17 protein-coding genes are annotated in these 19,596 nt (G+C 71.6%); 12 read left to right on the forward strand and 5 right to left on the reverse strand.

The genetic code is table 11. The annotated features are described in order from the left end of the window. Position 1 precedes the first annotated feature (1 nt). Together C5E10_RS16775 and C5E10_RS16780 are read right to left on the reverse strand one after the other, a co-directional pair. Positions 2 to 1,216 carry a beta-ketoacyl-[acyl-carrier-protein] synthase family protein gene (locus C5E10_RS16775; protein ID WP_104332611.1) on the reverse strand — a complete coding sequence of 405 codons (1,215 nt, stop codon included), beginning with the start codon at positions 1,214 to 1,216 and terminating at the stop codon, positions 2 to 4. A gap of 28 nt (positions 1,217 to 1,244) precedes the next feature. Next, complete coding sequence (locus tag C5E10_RS16780) at positions 1,245 to 1,544, reverse strand: phosphopantetheine-binding protein (RefSeq protein WP_104332612.1); 300 nt, start codon at positions 1,542 to 1,544, stop codon at positions 1,245 to 1,247. 312 nt (positions 1,545 to 1,856) lie between these two features. Here C5E10_RS16780 and C5E10_RS16785 point away from each other — a divergent pair, with 312 nt between their 5' ends. The 5 genes from C5E10_RS16785 to C5E10_RS16810 are packed head-to-tail and all read left to right on the forward strand — an operon-like array spanning position 1,857 to position 6,649. Beyond that, entirely contained in the window at positions 1,857 to 2,954 is a 1,098-nt protein-coding gene (locus C5E10_RS16785) for a DUF6177 family protein (protein ID WP_104332613.1), read from the forward strand. A 2-nt stretch (positions 2,955 to 2,956) separates the two neighbouring features. Beyond that, positions 2,957 to 3,292: a hypothetical protein gene (locus C5E10_RS16790; RefSeq protein WP_104307677.1), complete on the forward strand. Its 336-nt coding sequence runs from the start codon at positions 2,957 to 2,959 to the stop codon at positions 3,290 to 3,292. A gap of 1 nt (position 3,293) precedes the next feature. Beyond that, positions 3,294 to 3,662 (forward strand): DUF6507 family protein, encoded by a 369-nt coding sequence (locus tag C5E10_RS16795; RefSeq protein ID WP_104332614.1) that lies wholly within the window; start codon positions 3,294 to 3,296, stop codon positions 3,660 to 3,662. After that, on the forward strand, positions 3,659 to 6,133 hold the full coding sequence (locus C5E10_RS19245; protein WP_181062815.1) for a hypothetical protein: 2,475 nt from the start codon (positions 3,659 to 3,661) through the stop codon (positions 6,131 to 6,133). The genes C5E10_RS16795 and C5E10_RS19245 overlap by 4 nt, the downstream gene beginning before the upstream one ends. A gap of 9 nt (positions 6,134 to 6,142) precedes the next feature. Continuing rightward, complete coding sequence (locus tag C5E10_RS16810; protein WP_104332615.1) at positions 6,143 to 6,649, forward strand: DUF6301 family protein; 507 nt, start codon at positions 6,143 to 6,145, stop codon at positions 6,647 to 6,649. A gap of 177 nt (positions 6,650 to 6,826) precedes the next feature. On the opposite strand, the gene C5E10_RS16815 is transcribed toward C5E10_RS16810, so the two are convergent. Continuing rightward, positions 6,827 to 7,135 (reverse strand): hypothetical protein, encoded by a 309-nt coding sequence (locus tag C5E10_RS16815; RefSeq protein WP_104244287.1) that lies wholly within the window; start codon positions 7,133 to 7,135, stop codon positions 6,827 to 6,829. 25 nt (positions 7,136 to 7,160) lie between these two features. Continuing rightward, positions 7,161 to 7,508: a hypothetical protein gene (locus C5E10_RS19250; protein ID WP_104244289.1), complete on the reverse strand. Its 348-nt coding sequence runs from the start codon at positions 7,506 to 7,508 to the stop codon at positions 7,161 to 7,163. Between the two features lie 141 nt (positions 7,509 to 7,649). On the opposite strand from C5E10_RS19250, the gene C5E10_RS19255 reads away from it, so the two are divergent. From C5E10_RS19255 to eccCa, 5 genes are read left to right on the forward strand one after another with little or no spacing between them, the layout of a single operon-like run. Continuing rightward, on the forward strand, positions 7,650 to 8,387 hold the full coding sequence (locus C5E10_RS19255) for an FHA domain-containing protein (RefSeq protein WP_104332616.1): 738 nt from the start codon (positions 7,650 to 7,652) through the stop codon (positions 8,385 to 8,387). Continuing rightward, complete coding sequence (locus C5E10_RS16830; RefSeq protein ID WP_104244293.1) at positions 8,384 to 8,884, forward strand: hypothetical protein; 501 nt, start codon at positions 8,384 to 8,386, stop codon at positions 8,882 to 8,884. The genes C5E10_RS19255 and C5E10_RS16830 overlap by 4 nt, the downstream gene beginning before the upstream one ends. A 47-nt stretch (positions 8,885 to 8,931) precedes the next feature. Beyond that, complete coding sequence (locus C5E10_RS16835; protein WP_104332617.1) at positions 8,932 to 10,266, forward strand: EsaB/YukD family protein; 1,335 nt, start codon at positions 8,932 to 8,934, stop codon at positions 10,264 to 10,266. Continuing rightward, the gene (locus tag C5E10_RS16840; RefSeq protein ID WP_104332618.1) at positions 10,263 to 11,174 is read left to right on the forward strand and encodes a hypothetical protein; all 912 of its coding nucleotides are present in this window, start codon (positions 10,263 to 10,265) and stop codon (positions 11,172 to 11,174) included. Before C5E10_RS16835 ends, C5E10_RS16840 begins: the two co-directional genes overlap by 4 nt. After that, positions 11,171 to 15,142, forward strand: a complete 3,972-nt coding sequence (gene eccCa, locus C5E10_RS16845; protein WP_104332619.1) for a type VII secretion protein EccCa — start codon at positions 11,171 to 11,173, stop codon at positions 15,140 to 15,142. The genes C5E10_RS16840 and eccCa overlap by 4 nt, the downstream gene beginning before the upstream one ends. A 403-nt stretch (positions 15,143 to 15,545) precedes the next feature. On the opposite strand, the gene C5E10_RS16850 is transcribed toward eccCa, so the two are convergent. Next, a complete protein-coding gene (locus C5E10_RS16850; RefSeq protein ID WP_104332620.1) occupies positions 15,546 to 15,833 on the reverse strand; it encodes a GNAT family N-acetyltransferase in 288 nt (95 codons plus the stop codon). 147 nt (positions 15,834 to 15,980) lie between these two features. Between C5E10_RS16850 and C5E10_RS18965 the strand changes: the two genes are divergently transcribed. Both C5E10_RS18965 and C5E10_RS16865 read left to right on the forward strand, forming a co-directional pair. After that, positions 15,981 to 16,913 (forward strand): M15 family metallopeptidase, encoded by a 933-nt coding sequence (locus C5E10_RS18965; protein ID WP_146080321.1) that lies wholly within the window; start codon positions 15,981 to 15,983, stop codon positions 16,911 to 16,913. Between the two features lie 297 nt (positions 16,914 to 17,210). After that, positions 17,211 to 19,514, forward strand: a complete 2,304-nt coding sequence (locus C5E10_RS16865; protein WP_258071190.1) for a hypothetical protein — start codon at positions 17,211 to 17,213, stop codon at positions 19,512 to 19,514. Positions 19,515 to 19,596: the final 82 nt, after the last annotated feature.

Consider the following 19,596-nt stretch of genomic DNA (forward strand, 5'->3'; position numbering starts at 1 on the left):
ATCATGCCGGCGGCCGGAAGCCGCGCACGGCGATGCAGGTGTTGTTGCCGCCGAAGCCGAACGAGGTGGAGATGGCGACGTCCACGCCGTGGTGCTCGAGGGTGCGCGTCGGCAGCTTGAGGTCCTCGAAACCGCGCAGGGTCTCTCGGAGGCCGAGGTTCCCTGGCACGAAGCCGCCTGCGATCGCGGCGAGGCAGGCGAGCAGCTCGATGCTTCCCGCGCAGCTGAGCGTGTGGCCGTGCAGCGGCTTCGTCGAGCTCACGGGGATGGCACGGAGCACGTCGCCGAAGACGCTGCGCAGCGCGGTCAGCTCCATGACGTCGTTGTACCGCGTCCCTGTGCCGTGCGCGTTGACGTAGTCGATATCCGCGGGGAGCAGGCCCGCCTGGTCGAGGCACTGCCGGATCGCGAGCTCCGCTCCTCGTCCGCTCGGGTCTGGAGCCGTCGCGTGGTGCGCGTCGTCCGAGAGACCGTACCCTGCGACCTCGCCGTAGACCCTCGCGCCTCGTGCGAGGGCCGACGCCTCGGACTCGAGCGCGAACATGCAGGCGGCCTCGCCGAGCCCGGTGCCGTCCCGGAGCTCATCGAACGGCCGGAGCGCGTCGTGCGTCAACGACTTGAGCAGCGTGAAACCGGAGTAGGAGAGCATCGAGAACGGTTCGGCGCCGCCGGCGAGCGCCAGGTCGGCGTGCCCGGCGGTGATGAGGTCGCAGGCGAGTCCGACGGAGTTGCTTCCTGCGGCACAGGCCGTCGACACGGATGCCTGAGGGCCGCGGAGCCCGAACTCGGATCGTATCGACGCCGCGACGGTTCCTGGCGTCCGCACGATGGTGGCCCCCGTCTCGAGAGTTCCCGCCAGCGACTGCTCCGCGTATGCCTGGTTGGTCTCGACGCCCGCGTTCGACGAGGCGACGACCACCGCGGTGCGGAACGGGTCGAGATCTTCGGCGGACAGGCCGGCGTCTGCGAGGGCGCGGCTCGCGCAGAATGCTCCGTAGTGCTGGGCCGTCTCCCACCCCGGTCGGTTCGCGACGAACGCCCCGAACGCGTCGGGCAGCTCGCTGATGATCGCGCCTCGGTCGTAGGGGAACTCTGTGGTGTCGAAGGCCGTGATCGGCGCGAAGCCCGAGTGGCCGTTCCGAAGCGAGTCGCTGAATTCCGTGAAGCTGTTGCCGATCGGGCTGAGCAGACCGACGCCGGTGATGAGGATGCGCACTGATGGACCAGTCGTCGGGCGAGGCAGGCTAGGACGTGGTCGCGTCGAGGGGACGCGGTTCGCGGATGTAGGCGGCGATGGCCCGCACGGAGCCGAAGATCTCAGGCTGGTCGTCCGGCAGCTCCACGTCGAACGCGCTGCCGAGGGCGAGGACGACCTCGAGGATGTCGATGGAATCCAGGTTCAGGGAACTCTCCTCGAACTCGGTTCCCTCGGCCAGGGCGGCGAAGATCGGAGCGTTGACGTCAACGTCAGCCATCTCGATCTCCAAGCCGAGCCGGGCAACGATCGCCGCGATGATGTCGCGCTCGAGGTCAGTGTTCGCCATGATGGATTCCTTCTTGTCCGCCGCCGTGGGTGGCTATTTTTAAGTAGCAGTTTGGACAGTAGCAGGAGGAATCTCGAGTAACAAACCCGGTCCGGAGTCTGTGGAGGAAGCCGCGCCGTACGCGGGAGCCGAACAGCGGTCGCAGTGCTCGCGTGCGGTGATCTCTCGGCAGGGGAGAACTGCCCTTCGGGTGTCGCCGTTCTCCAGATAATCTGGCGATTCGTCCGAGTGCCCCGGAGGTTCCCAAGTGCCGCACCAGCCCCACGTGCCGTGCCAGCTCAGCAAAGCCAGAGCCTGCCAGGAGGTGACCGCGTGACCGCGTTCATCGATCCGCTCTCCGACGAGCGAGGTGCTGACGGAGCCGGCGGCGGCTACACGGTCTACTGGGCGTCGGCAGAGCGCGTGACGCTCTCCAGGCCGCTGCAGCGCTTCCTCATGGACGCCCACGCAGCACGACTGCGCCCCATTCTCGTCACCACCGATCACGCGCACGTGTCCACCTTCGTCGCGGATGCGTTCCAGGCCGCAGGCGGGTACTGGGCCGTCTCCTTCGAGGGCGCGATGTTCGACGCCTTCCGGGGAACACGCATCTCCAGCTTCGGCGACTTCTGGGCGCCAAGGGCCGACCGAGTGCCAGAAGCGCACCCGACGCTCTCTCGCCTTCGCGAGCGCACCGACCCCTCGTTCGTCTTCGACGTGTACGTGCGAGACCGCGCCGACGAGCGCACCCTGATCGGCGGTGTCGCCGACCAGCTCGTCGCGGGTCTCGGCGGGTCCGGGCTCGAACGGTGGGGTGTGGTCGAACCGCTCGCCGGGCGATGGTCGCATGCTGCCGTCACCGAGTCGATGCGGCGGCAGATGCCCGTCACCGAGCGGCACTACGCCTCCGGTGATGACGGCTCCGCAGTGAGTCTCGCAGCGTCCCGGACCAAGACCGGCCTGCTCGAGCACGTGCGGGGCACCGTGCCGATCCGCGACGTGGAGCTCTCCCCGCTCGCCAATGTGCCCGGAGGTGCGCTCGCCGCGCATCCGCGGGTCCGCGACACCCTCCAGGCGCTGGCGGAGCGGGCACGCGTGAACGTCGCGCTCCTGTCCTGCGGTGAGGTCGAAGAGCGAGCTGGCTCCTCCGGGCGGCTCCCTGGCGTGCGCAGGCCAGAGCAGCCATTGGCTGTCCTTCTCGGCGCCCGCGCCGTCCGCGACCTCGCGGTCGACGTCGAGGCGCTCGCCGAGCGACATGACGTCACGACCGTGGGCCTCCGCAGGGCTCCCGCGCTCGTCGTCCGCCTCTCCGGCGGCGACCCGCTGTGGCACCAGCTGCGCGCGTTCGCCTCCGACCTCGACCAGGAGCGCCTCGCATCCGCACTCGCACTGGAGTTCGCCACGGGCGACACCAAGGTCGGGAGGAGCTGAGCATGCCGATCGAACTGGTCCTGTTGAGTGAGGTCGCGCCGAGCGACGAGGCCGTCGCGCGCGCCATCGCGGAGACGCACCCGGAAGGGCAGCTCATCTCGTTCGAGGGAGGCGCGGTCCGCCACGCCGTCGACGGTGACGGCGCGTCGCTGCTCACGCTCTTCGAGAGCCAGCCGATCGTGGACGCGACGAGCGCGGCCGCGGCGCTGGCGCATCCGCCCGCCGCGTTCGGGCTCTGGACGGAGGTGACCGTGCCGAGGGGCGCGGCACAGCAGGGGCGTGAGCTCGCCGAGCGGCTCGCCTCGGCCATCGGCGGCTCAGTGACAGAGAGGGTGTGACGTGTCCGACTGGAAGATCGATCCAACCGGCGTGCAGGGCGTGCTCACGAGCGTGCAGGCCACACAGGGTGAGCTCGCGACCGTGATCACGGAGGCCGGCATGAACGGCGTCATGGCCGGGGTCGCGTGGGGCGGCGGTATCACCGTCGGAGTCTCCGAGGCCCTCGCCGGGCTGCTCACGGAGCAGCAGTCGAACGTCACCGCTGTCGGCAACACCGTGAACGCGAGCGTCGCTGGTGTCGCCAATGCCGTCTACGCCTACAACAACGGGCAGGAGCAGATGGCGCTCGAGTTCCAGGGGGCCATCGCCGACGGCTCGAACGGCGACTTCAGCTTCTTCGAGCAGCACGGATACCAGGGGGACGCATGACGATCGAAGTCTGCACCGGAGACGGCCTCATCGACCCGTCTGCGTTCGTCTGCAAGAGCGCGGACCTCGACACGTCGGTCATCGAGGGCTCGGCGACCTCGCTCGAGGGCATGGGGACCGGCCTCGTCGAGAAGGTGTCGACGATCAGCACGACCTGGGCAGGCATCGGCGCCTCGTACCAGGCTCCGGAGCAGGAGTCCGTGTACGCGGCGATCTCGCCGGCGACCAACGCGGCCTCCGACGTCGAGACGAGCTTCTCGAGTGCGGCCGGCTACCTGCGCACCTACGCTGAGGAGCTCGAGGGCGTCAAAACGACGCTCAAGGACCTCGAGGATCGAGCCGCCGCCTTCCGGCAGGAGGCGCTCCGGGGCTACAACGTCACGGTGTGGGATGCGCACGGGCTGTCGTGGGAGTGGGCCACGACCGACATCACGAAGCTGGGCGACAAGACCGAGCACATCTCGTGGACCGAGCACGGCCCCGCACGGGACAAGAACGAGGAGCTGCTCGCCGAGTACGCCGCGATCATCGAGACCGTCTCCGCCGCCGCGACGACCTGCGCGGCCGGACTCGAGACCCTCAGCACGGGCAGCTACGTCACGGAAGACGAGGCGATCACCGCCGAGGCGATCATGGCGTCGACGGAGCTGCCCTGGGGCTACCCGGCCGACGAGGACCGCAACTGCTCCGAGTCGGTCGCGCACGGCGCAGGCAACTTCTGGCACGGCACGTGGACGGGCGCGGCGTCGCTCATCGGCCGCGACCCCGTCTCCGGCGAGTGGGGCTGGGACAAGGCGGGCGCGGCCTGGGGAGGGCTCGGCAACTTCGCCCTCTCGACGGCCGTCGTGCTGTCGCCGACGACTTGGGCCGTGAAGCTCGTCGCTCCGGGATCGGAGGCCGATCAGTGGTTCGACGATCGCGTGAACGTCGCCGCGACCGGCTGGGGGAGCCTCATCGGCTGGGATCACCAGGCGGCGCTGGCAGGAGAGAACGGCTTCCACGCCTGGGAGGAGGACGCCGTCGCGACGGGCACCGAGACGCTCGCGAACATCGGCACGTTCTTCATCCCAGGGGCGAACATCGCCAAGGGCGTCTCGACGGCGGGCCGGGTCGGGTCGATCGTGACGCGTGCCGGTGCCTTCGCCGCCGACTTCGCCATCCCCGGCGGCTCGCTTGCCGTCGGTCTCGCGACGAGGGGCATCCGGTTCTCACCGGATGGCCTGCGCATCACGCCGTACGTCGGGGCGACCGGGGTCGTGGACGCGCTCGCTCCCACGGGTGGGGTCCCTCCCGTGTCGAACGCGTTCGGCCTCGAGGCGCCCGGCTCGACAACCCTTCCGGGAACGGGTGCCGTGCCTGGCACGGGAACCGTCCCGGGGGCTGGCGCCGTGCCTGGTACTGGAACCGTGCCGGGAACAGGTGCCGTGCCTGGTACTGGAACCGTGCCGGGAACGGGTGCCGTGCCTGGCACCGGAACCCTCCCGGGCACCGGCCCGGGGTCGCCGACCGCGCCCACCTTCGACCCACCGCCTGCGCAGGCGCCGGATGGGCCGGGTTCGGCTGCGCCCGGCGGCGATGTGCCTCGCGGCGATGTGCCCGGCGGCGAGTCCCCGCGGACGGGCGCTCCGGTCAATACGCCCGGCGTGGAGCCCTCGAGCATCGACCCGCACTCCGCGCACCGCACTCCGACGGACGTCGGCGTCGACCGCTCGGCGGCCTTCGACGAGCACCACAGTGCACGCTCCGAGCAGCAGGCGATCCGGCACGAGGCGCTCGAGACCCGCAACGAGCAGGTCGCGGCGCTGAACGACCTCGATCTCACCGTCGATGTCGACGGCGGGGCGCTCAACAAGGACAACATCACGGCGACCATCGACGAGCTCAACGACCAGCTCGACGAGCTGGACCTGCCGCCGGAGGAGCACGCCGCTGCGTCGCAGCGGATCGCCGACCTCGAGGTCGCGGCCCGCGCCGAGCGTGAGGCCTTCGTGGCGCAGGTGGACGCATCCGAGCAGATGGGCGACCAGGCGGCACGCGACGCGATCGCCGCGCAGGGCGGAGCAGTGGTGGTCCCCGTCGACGGGGCTGGCCCCGGGACGTTCGACCAGATCGGTCTGCGCGTCGGCGAGGACGGAACGCAGACGCTCATCGTCGCCGAGGCGAAGGGCGGCAGCGCGCGCCTCAGCACGACGGGCCGGATCCTCCCAGACGGCACGACGCTGGCCGACGGCACCGTGCTGCCGAGCGGCAGCCGCGCGGCTCAGGGATCCACGCTGTACTTCAACGATGTGTTCCGCAACGACGCCAACCTCGCCGCGTACCTGCGCGACAATCCGGCCCTCGCCGCGGGCCTGGCCGACGGCTCGGTCAGGGTCGACTACCAGCTCGTCAAGGCCAGCCCGGGTGGCAGCATCTCCGTCCAGCGGCTCGGCCTCAACCCGGCCGAGTTGAACCTCGGCCTGCCTCGATAGGATCAGCCCATGGATGCACTTTCGCGCGCGACAGACGAACAGGTGCGTGCGGTCTGCGCGGCCTTCGACGCGGTCGAGTGGCCGCTTGGGCGGGACGGCTACGCGGCGCTGGCTGAAGAACTCGGTTGGCAGCCGAAGCTGGAGACGTCGAGCGGCGTCCAGCACCGTTCCGGCTACCCCGTGAGCCTCCCGACCGTGCGCTCGCTGGTCGCGGACGAGGCGATCTCGCAGGTCACGATCGCCGTGAGCGACAAGAGCGACGACTCGGCGGCGCTCTCCCAAGCGGCGAGCGCCCTTCGCGACGCGGTGCACTCGCAGCTCGGGGCCCCAACCGGCCAGCAGCAGGGAGACCCCTACTGGGAGCTGGGCAATGGCGGACGCATCTGGCTGAAGTCGGTGCCGAAGAAGGTGCTCCTCGTTGTCGAGGAGCAGCGCTTCGCCGATGTCGAACGCGCCGAGGAGCGTCTCGGCATCGACCCGAGCCGCAATCCGGGCACCGCCAACGACAACCGGTAGCCGCCCGCTGTTCGACGCTGGCCGGCTCGAGACTGCGCGCCGCGGAACGACTCGAGACTGAACGCAGCGACCCGAGACGAAAGAAGACGGCGGCACGCGTGAAGCGTGCCGCCGTCTTGGTTGCGGGCGTCCCGTGGTCTGCCGAGCGGTACCTCGGCCGAGTCCGGGGGGCGCGGCCTAGCTTGGGATCGAGGCGCGTGCAGCCGACAGGGCGCGGCGTGCGACGTCGTCGTTCTCGACGAGCGAGTTGCGGATGGCGGCGATCACGTCGCGCACCTGCTGGCCGGCTGAGTTCCACTGCTGCTCGAGGTGCGCGTACTCCTCGGAGACGCCGTCTGCCTGGTAGTCGGCCATGGCCTGCTTGACGTCGGCGTCGCGGCGGTCGAGCGCCGACTCGAGGCGCGCGGCGACCTGCTCGAAGTTCGCCTGCGTCGCCTCGGAGGAGCCGATGTTGTAGTCGTTGCGATCCATCTGGTTCGTGAACATGCGTGTTCTCCGGTTCTCGGGAAGGCTAGGCCTGCGGGCGGATGCGCGACAGGAAGGATTCGGAGCTGAAGTCGGTCGAGTTCGACGACGCCTCGTGGGTTGCCGCTCCGTCATCGGCGGCCGCGACGAATGCCTTGTTCTGGCCGCTGATCGACGTGACGATGCCGGCGAGCGCCGAGTTGAGGGCGTTCGAGATGTCGTCTGTCTTGGCCTTGAAGTTGTTGAAGCTGGCCTTCGCCGGTCCGTTGAAGGTGGACGCGAGTGGCTCTGCGGCGTCGAAGAGCTGCTTGACGAGCTCGCCGAGGTCGTCCGATTCGGTCTGCGACTTGTTCCCGAGCGTGACCAGCGTCTGGTCTTCCATTGCGAACTTCATGGCATCCTCTCCAGCACCGCGGTCGGCGCGCGTTGTCCTCCGGAGACGTCAGTTCAGCATGATCGCCCCGCCTTCGTCCAACTTTTTCGTGGGGAGTTCTCCCCTCCCAGGGTCAGGTTCGTCCGACTAGCCTTGCCACTCGTGTGGAAACAGGCCGATCTCCCAGCGGCGACCCGCCAGCGCGCCTGGTCGGTCGTGGTCGATGTCGCGCTCGGACTCGTCGTCGTGGCTGGCCTGTCGCTCCTTGCCGCGCGGATCAGCGGCGCGTTCGCCGCGCTTGTCGGGGCATCCGCAGCGCTGGTGCTGCTGGGCCTCTGGTGGTGGCTGCGGTCGGCCCTCGGCACGAGCCCTGGCCACGCGCTGCTCGGCCTGCGCACCGTCGCGCGCTCGACGGGGATGCCAGCTCGGCCGCTTGCAGGCGCGCGGCTGACGGTCGACATCCGCAGGGGTCTCGACCCGCTCGAGCTGGTGCCGGCTCCCATCGAGCTCGCACCACCCACGCGAGTTCCCCAGCGCTTCTCGAGCCCAGACCTCGAGCTGCACTTCGACGACGGCTCGCGTCACGTCGTCCGCGGCGTCATCATCGTGGGGCGTGCGCCGCAGGTCACCTCGAGGGGGCAGCGGCCCGTCGCGGTCCCCGACTTCTCGCGGAGTCTCGCGCCGACGCACGTGCGCCTCGAGCCGAACTTCGACGGCGTGCTGGTCACCGATCTCGGCAGCGTCGGCGGCACGTGGACCTTCGCCGGCGGCGACCCGAGGCGGCTCCAGCCGGAGACCGCCGTCACGGTTCCCTTCGGCACCGTGCTCGCCCTCGGGTCGCGGCGCGTGCGTCTCGGACGCCCCGGTGCGAGCATCGCAGGATCGGGGGTGGCGGCATGAGCGACACCGACCGCACCCTCATCGACACGACCCGCGCCCACCGCGAGCGGATGCTGGGCGCGCTCGCGCACGGACCGCAGGCGACGCGGCGGTCCGTCAACACCAACGTGGGGCGACTGCTCGGCTCGGTCATCCTCGGGGCCGTCATCTGCTGCGCGTGCCTCGGCACGAGCTTCGTCGTGAACCTCCTCGAGGACCGCAAGCAGCAGGAGGCGATCTCCGCGTTCCAGGCCGCAGCTGCCGCGAACCCGGTGCTGCCCGGAGGCACGGTCGTGAAGGATGAGGCCACGGGCTTCCTCCTCGACCAGGCGACGGGCGAGTACACGGACCCTCGGACGGGGTTCGTCGTCGATCCCGTGACCGGCTATGCCACCGACCCGGAGGGCAAGCTCATCGACACGAGGATCGGCTGGTACATCGACCCCGCGACGGGCTACTACACGAACCCGACGAGCGGCATCACGATCGACCCGCAGACGCTGACGGTCGTCGAGTGAGCGGCTTCCGGATGACCACCCGTCGCACGACCCCTGAGGAGCACTGAGTGTCGTACACGCGACTCACCGTCATCGGCAGCGAGCGCAAGGCTGAGCTCGCACTCCCGAACAGCGAGCCCATCGGGGTGCTCCTGCCGCACGTGCTCGAGCTCCTCGAGGAGACCCCGAGCGGGGGCGCCGTGCTGACGCTGACGACGTTGACGGGTGCATCCCTCGACTTCGACGCGACCCTCGAGGAGCAGGGCGTGCGGCCGGGAGCGCTCTTGCGGGTCACGACGGTGGATGATGCCCCGCAGGCGCCGGAGGTCATCGACATCACGGACGCCATCACGGAGGCCGGCGCCGCGAGGCGGGACGCCTGGACGCAGGCGCACGCACGTGCCGTGCTCGCGGTGGCCGCCGGTCTCGCCGCCGCTGGAGCCGGTCTCTGGGTCATGAGCGCGTTCGCGCTGCCCGCCGAGTGGATGCTCGCCGCGGTCGCGCTGCTCGCCGCCGCCGGCACGGGTCTCGCGCGGTCTGGACAGCGGGCCGCGGTATCTGGCGTCGCGAGCCTCGCGCTCGGCCTGGCCGTGCCCGCCGCCTTCGGTCTTGCGGCGGAGATCGGCGCGGCGAGTGGCCGCGAGGCCGGCTGGGACGCGCTGCCGATCGTCGTGCTCGTCGCGGCGATGGCGGCATGGTTCGTGCTCGGCCTCGTCTGGGGTGTCGGCTTCCAGCGGACCTCCGCGCGGTACGGGGCTGGGGTCGGGCTGCTGCTCAGCGCCGGGCTGTTCTTCGTCGACCTGGCGGGCTTCGACCGCGGCGGCGTGGCCGTCATCGCCTCCGTGCTGAGCATCGCCGTGCTCGGTCTCCTCCCCGGCGCGGCGCTCTCGCTGAGCGGGCTCACCGCCTACGACGACCGCATCATGCGCGGCGCGCGTGCCACGACGTCGGATGTCCGGGCGGCGATCGCGGAGTCGTTCGCGCAGCTCACCTGGACGGTCATCGCGGTATCGCTCGTCGCGCTCCTCTCGCTCTCCGAGCTGCTGCTCTCGCAGGACCCGTGGCGGCAGGGACTCGCCGCGTCCCTCGCCGTCATCGCGCTGCTGCGCATGCGGACGTTCCCGCTCGCGCCGCCGCGCATCGCCCTCCTGCTGGCGGCCGCGGTGCCGACCGCCCTGTGGCTGCTCTCGACGCCGCTCGTCAGCGACGAGGGGAAGGCGCTCATCACGGGCGTCGCTGCGCTCGCCGCCGTGGCCGTCGCGGCGTGGGAGCCGAGCGAGGTCGTCGCAGCGAAGCTGAGGAGGTGGGCCGACATCCTCGAACTGCTTGTCGTGCTCACGGTCGTGCCCCTCGCGCTCGGCTCGTTCGGCGTCTTCGCCGACCTCCTCGAGGCCTTCCGTTGAGTCGCCTCGACGGGTTCCGGCAGGCGCTCACGGCTCGCGGCGCGGCCGAGCTGCAGGACCTGCGCGAGCGGGCCGCCGTGCCCCTCGCCCTCCGGCGACGTGTCGGCGTCGCCTCGCTGGTTCCGGGCTCGGGATGCACGACCGTCGCCGTCGAGCTCGCGCGCTTCCTGTCGTCCGCGAGAAGCGATCGCGTCCGCTTCGTCAGCGCGCAGGGTCCCAGCCCACGACCGGAGCGCGGTCTCGAGGGTACGAGCGTCGAGGCCCTCGAGCTCGCACCGACCGAGTGGCCGGCGGACGTCGAGGCGTGGTGGCGGCTGCACCGCGCCTCGAGCGACCGGTACGACCTCACCGTCACCGACTGGGGCACCTCCCCGCTCGCGCGCATCCGCGACCTCGCCGAGCATTCGCATGTGCTCTGCCTCGTGACGACCGCCGAGCGGGCGAGCATCCAGCACGCCCTGGACATCGCAGCCGCCATCGGCGAGCGCACGCGCGTCGTGCTCGTCGCCGTCGACGTGCATCGGAGGGCCGGACTCGCGACCGAGAAGCTCGTCAGCATGCTGCCGTTCCCCGCGGTGCTCGTGCGGCACGACCGGGCGCTGCGAGCGGGCGCGGCGCGCGGTCTGGACGGCGTGCGGATGCTGCGCCTCGGCGCCAGGGTCATCGACGCCGCCGCGGGCATCTCCGCGCAGCCTGTGCTTGTTCCTGCGCCTTCCCCCACGCCTCAGGCTCCGCCTCGGGTCTCGCCCCAGGCCCCGCCCCAAGCTCCGCCTCGCGTCCCGGCCCCGGCTCAGGCCCCAGATCAGGCTCCGCCTCAGGTCCCGCCGTCGGCGCCCTCACAGGCCCCCGCACACGCCCAGGTGTTCCCGCCAGCACCCCACGCCGACCGACCAGGAGCGCGACCGTGAGCATCCGCGACGCCCACCGCCCCACACGAACGGTCTTCCCCGCGCCCAGGCCCGAGGCGAGGCAGCTCGCCTCGCCGCCCACGCTCAGCGACGAGGCGAGCGCGACGCCGTTCCAGTTCCTCCTGCCGGTCGTCGGCGCCCTCACCTCCGTGACGATGATGGTCGTCATGCGCAACGGGCAGCCCCTGTTCCTCTTCATCGCGGGCATCGTGTTCGTCGTCGCGATCGTCTCCGGTGTCGGCTTCGCCGTCTCCGCGCGGGGCCGGGCCGGGCGCGCGCTCCGCCTCCGCCGCAAGCGCTACCTCGACTACCTCGAACGGCAGCGCAGCGAGCTGCGCGACGAGGCGACGGATGCGGTGCGGGCCGCGAGGCTCGTGCACCCCGACCGCAGCGGGCTCGCCTCCCTCGTGCACGACCCCGCCCGCCTCTGGGACCGCCGAAGAGGCGACGCCGACCACCTGCAGGCGCGCGTGGGAACGGCGACCGTGCCGTGGTTCCAGCTCGCGGTGGCCGCCGAGGATTCGCCCACCGAGCCCGCCGACCCCATCCTGCTCCGCGAAGCGCAGCTGCTCGCCGAGACGCACAGCGAGATCCCCGGCATGCCCGCCATCGCGGACCTTCGCGGCGCATCCGTCGTCGCCGTCATCGGGCCGCGGGAGCGGACCGTGCCCCTCGCTCGCGGCCTCGTCGCCCAGCTCGCAAGCCACCAGCTGCCCGACGACGTGCAGCTCGCCGCAGCCTTCGCCCCAGATCGCGGCGACGACTGGCGGGGCTTCGACCTGCTGCCGCACGCGCAGAACCCGCGGCTCTTCGACGGGCCCGTGCCCGCGCGACGCGTCGCCCCAGAGCTGCGGCAGCTCGCCGCAGTGCTCGGCAGCGAGCTCCTCGACCGCACGCAGACGGCGGCCGCCGCGAGGCGCCGGGGCGGCAAGGCCACCGCGCTGACCAGCCTCGTCGTCATCGACGACCGCCACGGCGAGCCCGCCCGACCGCTGCAGCTGCCCGACCGCAGCTACACGCCGAGCGAGATCGGCGTCACCGTCGTCCACCTCATCGACGATCGCCTCGACGAGCCCGACGACGTCGATGTCCGCATCGAGCTCGACGCGGACGGGGCCGCGCGCCTCACCCACGATGCCGGCGGCAGCGGACAGCGGACGGTGCGGTTCGACGCCGACGAGCTCACCGCCACCGCCTTCGACGGCCTCGCCAGAACCCTGGCCGCGAAACGCACCTTCGCGGCGGCCGGCGCTCGCGACGACGAGGGCCCAGCCGCCGACATCGCCGAGATCCTGGGCGTGCCCCTCGACAGGCCCGTCTCCCTCGACCGCGTCTGGGCGCCACGGCAGCCAGCGGAGTTCCTCCGCGTCGCGTTCGGCGTCAACGATCAAGGGCGACCCGTGCACCTCGACCTCAAGGAGAGCGCGCAGCAGGGCATGGGCCCGCACGGCATCTGCATCGGAGCCACCGGGTCCGGCAAGTCCGAGATGCTGCGCACCCTCATCCTTTCGCTCGCCGTCTCCCACCCGCCTGAAGACCTCGCGATGATCCTCGTCGACTACAAGGGCGGCGCCGCCTTCGCCCCGTTCGAAGGCCTGCCGCACCTGGCCGGCCTCATCGACAACCTCGCAGACGACCCGCAGCTCACGGTCCGCGCCAGGGCCTCCCTGCAGGGTGAGGTCGTGCGCCGCCAGCAGCTCCTCAAGAGCGCCGACTCATCGCCCTCGATCTCCCACTACCGGGAGCTGCGCCGCACCCGTCCTGAGCTGGCGCCCATGCCGCACCTGTTCGTCGTCATCGACGAGTTCGGCGAGCTCCTCACCGCCGAACCCGACTTCATCGACCTCTTCCTGCAGATCGGTCGCATCGGCCGCTCGATCGGCGTCCACCTCCTGCTCTCGAGCCAGCGCATCGAGGGCGGGAAGCTGCGGGGACTCGACACCTACCTCTCCTACCGCCTCGGCCTGCGCACCTTCAGCGAGGCGGAGTCCCAGGTGGTCCTCGGCTCCAACGACGCGTTCCACCTGCCGCCCATTCCCGGCTACGGCTACCTGAAGGTCGACACGAGCGTCTACCAGCGCTTCCACGCCGGCTACGTGTCCGGGCCGGTCGACGAGGTCGCCGAGGCGCGCCCTGCCTCCGACGACGAGCGTCCGCGCATCGTCGAGGTCCCCGCCTACAACGGCATAGAGAGCGGGGGAGACCCGGATGCGCCGCTCGTGCTGCGTGCGCCGGAGACGAGGCGCACCCTCATCGACGACCTCGTCGCACAGCTCGACCGGCCGCAGAAGGTCAGGCCGGTCTGGCTCCCGCCGCTCGCGGAGCGCATCTCGCTTGGCGAGGCCTTCGCCGCCGGTTCTGGGCCCGCCGACGAGGCGACGGTCGCCGGTGCGGCCTCCCTCGCCGACCCGAGCGGCGGGCATCCGCTGCGCATCGTCGTCGGCGTGGAGGACGAGCCCGCGAACCAGCGCCAGGAACCCTGGGTGCTCGACCTCACCAAGTCCGGCGGCCACATCGCCATCATCGGCGGGCCGCAATCGGGGCGCAGCACCGGGCTCCGCACGATCGCCGCATCCCTCGCGCTGAGCGGGTCGCCGGGGGCCGTCGGCATCTACGGCATGGACCTCACGGGTGGTGGGCTCCGCAGGCTCGAAGCGTTCCCGCACGTCGGCGGCGTCGCCGCTCGGGGCGACGACTCTCGCCTCGTGCGCCTCGTCGAGGAGCTCACCGCCATGCTCCGCATGCGCGAGGAGCTGTTCAAGCGCCACAGCATCGACAGCACGGCGCAGCTGCGGGCCATGCACGCAGCCGGGAAGCTGCCGGAGCTCCCGACCGCCGACATCGTGCTGCTCGTCGACGGCTACGGTGCGCTCCGTCAGGACTTCGAGCACCTCGACGGCCCCTTCACGAAGCTCATGCTGCAGGCCTCCAGCTACGGCATCCACCTCGTCGTCACGCTCGGTCGCTGGAGCGAGCTGCGCATGGCGCACCAGTCTCTCTTCGGCACGCGCATCGAGCTGCGCCTCAACGACCCCGCCGACTCCGCCATCGACCGGAAGCTCGCGAAATCCGTGCCGCCCGACTCCCGTGGGCGCGCCCTCACCGACGCGAAGACGCTCGCCCAGTTCGCCCTCCCGACGCTCGAAGCGGTCGACCCGGACCAGGTCGGCGAGGCACTCGAGGAGCTCGCCGCTCGCGCCGCGGAGTCCTGGAGCGGCCCCGCGGCGGCCCCCATCCGGCTCCTGCCGAACACCATCGACCCGTCGACGCTCCCTGACGCCGCCGACGAGCCGACGGCCGTGCCCCTGGGGCTCCGGCAGGACACGATGGACACCGCCCTCTGGGATTTCCTCGACTCCGACCAGCACCTGGTCGTGCTGGGAGACGCGAAGAGTGGCAAGTCGACGGCGCTGCGCGTCATCGCGAAGGGGCTCGTCGACCGGTTCACGCCGGACGAGCTCGCCATCGCGGTCGTCGACCCGCGCGGCAAGGTGCCGAGCGTCATCCCCGAGGAATACCTCGCGGCGCACGCCAGATCGGCCGCTCAGGCCAGCGGACTGGCCGCTTCCATCGCGAGCGAGCTCGCCGAGCGTCCCGGACGCACCGCGGAGCAGCTGCGCAAGACACCGAGGGTCGTGCTGCTCGTCGACGACTACGACATCGTCGCGGCGGGTGGCACGGACCCGCTCGGCGCGCTCGTGCCGCACCTGCCCGCGGCCCGGGACCTCGGCATCCACATCGTCGTGACGAGGCCCGTGGCCGGCTCGACGAGGGCCATGTACGCGCCGTTCCTGCAGAGCACGCGCGACACGGGTGGGGCGCTGCTGCTGCTCTCCGGCGACCGAAGCGAGGGCCAGATCGCGCCTCGCGTCTACGCCGAGCGGATGCCCCCTGGGCGCGGGAAGTACCTGCGCCGCGGCGAGGCACCCGCTGTCGTGCAGCTCGCGAACCTCCCCGAGGCCCTCTGACCCCGCCCCGCTAAACCCTGCCCTGCCCCGCCAATCTGTCCGAAGAAGTGAGCCAGATGCAGGTTGCCCGGGGGCGGGAGGGTGCATCTGGCTGACTTCTGCGGAGTAGAGGAGCAGGCGTGGCAAGCGCGGGCTGGGCAGGAGCGGGCGTGGGCGCGTAGGCGCGGGGCGCTGCTGTGTGCCCGGCCGATACTGGGCGGCGTGTGGGGTGAGGGGAAGAGTGAGCCAGATGCAGGTTGCCCGGTGCGGGAGGGTGCATCTGGCTGACTTCTGCGGAGTAGAGGAGCAGGCGTGGCAAGCGCGGGCTGGGCAGGAGCGGGCGTGGGCGCGTAGGCGCGGGGCGCTGCTGTGTGCCCGGCCGATGCGGGGCGGCTGCGGCGCGCGCGGCCACGACGCGCCGAGGTCAGCGAGTGGTGAGGGCCTGGAACTCGGGGTTCTTGCGGATGAACGAGGCGACGTACGGGCATTGCGGCACGATCGTGAGGGCCGACTGCTCGCCGAGGGTCGTGAGCGCCGCATCCGTCAGGACGGCGGCGAGACCCTGCCCCTGATAGGCGGGGTCGACGACGGTGTGGTCGATGACGATCGCATCGGCCGTCGTGACGTAGCTCAGGTAGCCGAGTTCCTTGCCGTCGCCGTCGTTGAGGGCGAAGCGCGAGCGTTCCTGCTGGTGCTGGACGGTGTTTGACATGGCCAGAGGGTACGCCGTGCCGCGAACAGCCACCTCGACGTCGGCTGTGTCGGGCCCGTGCGCCGCTCGCGGCGAGGCCGTGCCCTGTATCCGCGCCACTCGGCCAGCCCCTGGGGCGCGTGCGCCAGGCTGTGCGAGGGTTGACCGGTGACTGAGGAGCAGCAGGGCCAAGCACCCGACGACCAGGGGCGTCGTGCGGAGCGCGCTGAGCGGACGGAGCGCACCAAGCGGGGAGTCTCGGCGCGGGTTCGCCGCAACAGGAAGATCGCCGCCGCGGCGCTCGCCGTGGTCGTCCTGCTCGGCGGTGGCTTCATCTACTGGGCCGTCACCGCGGCATCGAACGGGGATGCGAACGTGCCGACGATCGCGTCCACGACACCGCCTGCGACCCCCTCTGCCACGGCAACCGCGACGCCGACGCCGGAGCCCACCCCGACGGCAGACCCCACCCCGACGGAGACGCAGCCCCCTGCGGCAGCCCTGGACATCACGGACCCCAACAGCATCACGGTGCTCGTCAACAAGCAGACTCCGCTCGCACCAGCCGACTACGCGCCGGGTGACCTCGTCGCGATGTCCGACATCGGCGTCCCCTCCGCCAACGGCCACTCGCTCCGCTCGGAGGCGGCAACCGCCGTGCAGACCATGTTCGCGGCGGCCAGCGCCGAAGCCGGCCTCACTCTCGACATGACCAGCGGGTACCGCGACTACGGGCTGCAGACGGAGCTGTACAACGGCTACGTCGCCGAGTTGGGGCAGGAAGCCGCCGACCTCACCTCGGCTCGGCCCGGTTACAGCGAGCACCAGACGGGGCTCGCCGCCGACATCTCCTCACAGGGAGAGGGCTGCGTCCTCGAGCAGTGCTTCTCGACGACCGCCGGGGGGCAGTGGCTCGCTGCCAACGCGCACCGGTTCGGGTTCATCCTGCGCTTCCCCGACGGCGCCACGGCGACCACCGGATACGAGTTCGAGCCCTGGCACTACCGCTACGTGGGCACAGAGACCTCGGCCGCGATGCAGGCGGCCGGCGCGACGACGTACGAGGAATTCCTTGCCGCTCCCGCGGCACCGGGCTACTGAGAAGACGATGCTCGGTAGAGTTCTGCCAGAGCTTTGAAAGCAGAAGCACTCCAAGACCAGGAGGTCGAGATGGCAACGTGCCCCACGTGTGGTGCCGAAGCGCAGGTCGGACAGAGATTCTGCGCCGAGTGCGGTACCAAGCTGACGGTCGCGCGTCCTCGCGCCACTGAGGGCGAAGGCAGCAACGCGGCGCCTCGCCGTCCGGCGGATATCGGTGCTGGCGGGTTCCGCTGGAATGCCTCCGCGCCCACTCCGCCTTCCGAGGTGGTGGGTCGTGCTCGCGAAGACGCGGAGCAGGTGACCCCACCGTCAAGCGACGGCGATGACTTCTTTGCACGGTACCGGCCGAAGGCCGCGTCGCCGAGCGCGCCGGAGGCTGACGACGACGAGGCCGACGATGCCGAGTCGGCTGCCCCAGAGCCGCAGTCGTACCTCCGCTCGCGCCGCCGGTTCAACCCCGACCTGCGTGCGACGGGCGAGCGTGACATCGTCGCCCCGAACCCGGTCGCCGCGGAGCCCTTCGTTCCTCCGACCCCCGCGGCTCCGCGGAAGCCAGCCGTTCCCCCTGCGGTCGAGCCTCCCGTCGAAGAGCCGGCGCCCGCATCGACGCCGGCCGCAGCGGATGCCCCAGCTGCGCCGGGCGCGACGGGTCCGGTTCGCGATGCGTTCGCATTCGAGCCGCCGACCACGGAGTTCGACGTGCTCCCCATGAGCACGCCGACGCGGGCCGCTGGCCCGAGCGGGGCTTCCTCTCGCACTGACGACGACGCCCGAGGTCAGGTCCCGAGCTGGTTCTCCGACCTCGAGGGCACTGGCGACCCGGCTCCCGCGGCCTCGGCGCCTGCCGCGCCCGCCGAACCCGAGGCCCCTGCCGAGCCCGCGGCCCCCGCTGCCCCCGCTGCCGCAGCGCCGACAAGCGCAGCGCCGCAGTTCGGCCGCCCACCGGTGCGTGCCGACGACGCCACGGCAGCAGCGAACGCGGAGCCGAGCGAGGCCACGACGGCCGCGCCACAGGCTCCCGCGAGCAGTCCCAAGATCCCGTCCTTCCGCGCCGACCCGCCGGCTGCCCCCACGCCGAGGGTGGTCCCCTCCCCACCGCCGATGCCGGCGACCGGCGACCCCTTCCGTGGTGCATCCGCCGCCCCTGTCTTCCCGAGCGGGCCCGCAGTCGTGCCCGGGGAGCCGCCGCGTGCGGCGCCCGCGGCGAGCAGCGCCTTCGACGAGCTCCTCGCCGGAGAACGCAGCGACGGCAGCGTCCTCGACGACTCGGATCGTCCCATCGTCTCCCGCGACTTCGAGCAGACCGGCATCGTTCCGCTGCCCTCTCGAACCCGGGAGAGCTTCGGAGGGGCCCAAGAGTCCGAGCGCCAGGACGCGGCTGACCTCTTCGGTGCGCCAGCCGCGCCAGCCGCGCCAGCCGCGCAGACCCCGCCGGCGCCATCGGCCCCACAACCGCCCCGGGCGCCTCAGCCACCCGTCGTCGGGAACGCGCCAGACGTCGAACCGGCGACTCGCGCCCTGCCGCGACAGGGCGCGAACCCTGGGTTCGACCAGGCTCCTGTCGACGACCGCGATCGGCGGGCAGCCGCCGACGCCGCGGCTGCGAGTGTCGGCGGAGCAGCCGCCAGCGCCGCATCGGCGTCCCCCGCGCGGGACACGGCCCGACCGCCGCGGTCCGACGACGGCCAGCGCGAGCAGGACCCGGCCAAGGAACTCCTCTCGAGCTGGTTCGACGAAGACGACGCGAGCGAGCAGCCGTCGACACCGGCATCCGCTGGACCCCGCGCGCCTCGCCGGCCAGCTCGGGCCGCCAAGGCGTCTGCCGCGCCCGCGGGAGCCCCGCCGAGGTCGCAAGCACCCACGTCCGCCGGACCGGTCGGCGACGGACCCGACCTCGAGCCCTCCGAGCGCAACCCGTTCGACCGAGTCGGCGCGGCCCTCGGCGGCGGCAATGGGGGTGGCGGCGGTCGCATGGGCGCGGCGGTCCGCGGCCTCGACAACCGCAACCGTCGCCGTCTCGGCGTCATCGCGCTCTCCGTGGTCGGCTCGATCCTGCTGATCCTGTCTGCCATCATGATCGGCAACGTCGTCGGCGCGAACCGTGACGACCCGGTGGCGGGCGGCGACCCGACTGCGAGCGAGACTGCGGCGGAACAGCCAGCGACCGAGGACCCGACGACACCCGCTGGCCCCGCCGCGGTTGCCGACACCAACTTCGCCCCGGTCACGTTCACGAGCGAGACCGGCAACATCCGCTGCCAGATCACCCCGGAGACGGGCGTCACCTGCCAGCAGTACACGGTGGACTTCCCGGTCCCGGAACAGGCCTGCCAGGCGGGAGCGACGGGCGTCGTGGTCGGTCTCGACTCGAACGGCTACACCTTCCCCTGCCTCACGGCGGACATCCCGACCGAGGGCGCCGTCGTGCAGCCCTACAACTCACCCGTGGTGCTCGGCGAGTTCGTGTGCGAGATCACGTTCGAGACCGGCGTGACCTGCTTCAACGCGTCGGGAGACATCGTCAGCGTCGAGTACTCGGCTGGAGTCGGTCAGGCCGGACGCCTCAGCGCGACCAACCCGACCCCCGCCGCAGGCCAGTAGCGCCTCACCCGGCACAACGAAGAACGCTGCCTGCGTCTCCCACCTCCCGAGCTTGACCGGGGGTGTGAGACGCAGGCAGCGT

The sequence above is a fragment of the Pseudoclavibacter sp. RFBG4 genome, from assembly GCF_002931515.1.
Taxonomy (GTDB): Bacteria; Actinomycetota; Actinomycetes; order Actinomycetales; family Microbacteriaceae; genus Pseudoclavibacter.

Coding starts and splice junctions, on each gene's coding strand:
- C5E10_RS16830 (WP_104244293.1), top strand. CDS start 8,384: ATGAGCGACACCGACCGCACCCTCATCGACACGACCCGCGCCCACCGC.
- C5E10_RS16850 (WP_104332620.1), bottom strand. CDS start 15,833: ATGTCAAACACCGTCCAGCACCAGCAGGAACGCTCGCGCTTCGCCCTC.
- C5E10_RS16780 (WP_104332612.1), bottom strand. CDS start 1,544: ATGGCGAACACTGACCTCGAGCGCGACATCATCGCGGCGATCGTTGCC.
- C5E10_RS16815 (WP_104244287.1), bottom strand. CDS start 7,135: ATGTTCACGAACCAGATGGATCGCAACGACTACAACATCGGCTCCTCC.
- C5E10_RS19250 (WP_104244289.1), bottom strand. CDS start 7,508: ATGAAGTTCGCAATGGAAGACCAGACGCTGGTCACGCTCGGGAACAAG.
- C5E10_RS16810 (WP_104332615.1), top strand. CDS start 6,143: ATGGATGCACTTTCGCGCGCGACAGACGAACAGGTGCGTGCGGTCTGC.
- C5E10_RS19245 (WP_181062815.1), top strand. CDS start 3,659: ATGACGATCGAAGTCTGCACCGGAGACGGCCTCATCGACCCGTCTGCG.
- C5E10_RS16790 (WP_104307677.1), top strand. CDS start 2,957: ATGCCGATCGAACTGGTCCTGTTGAGTGAGGTCGCGCCGAGCGACGAG.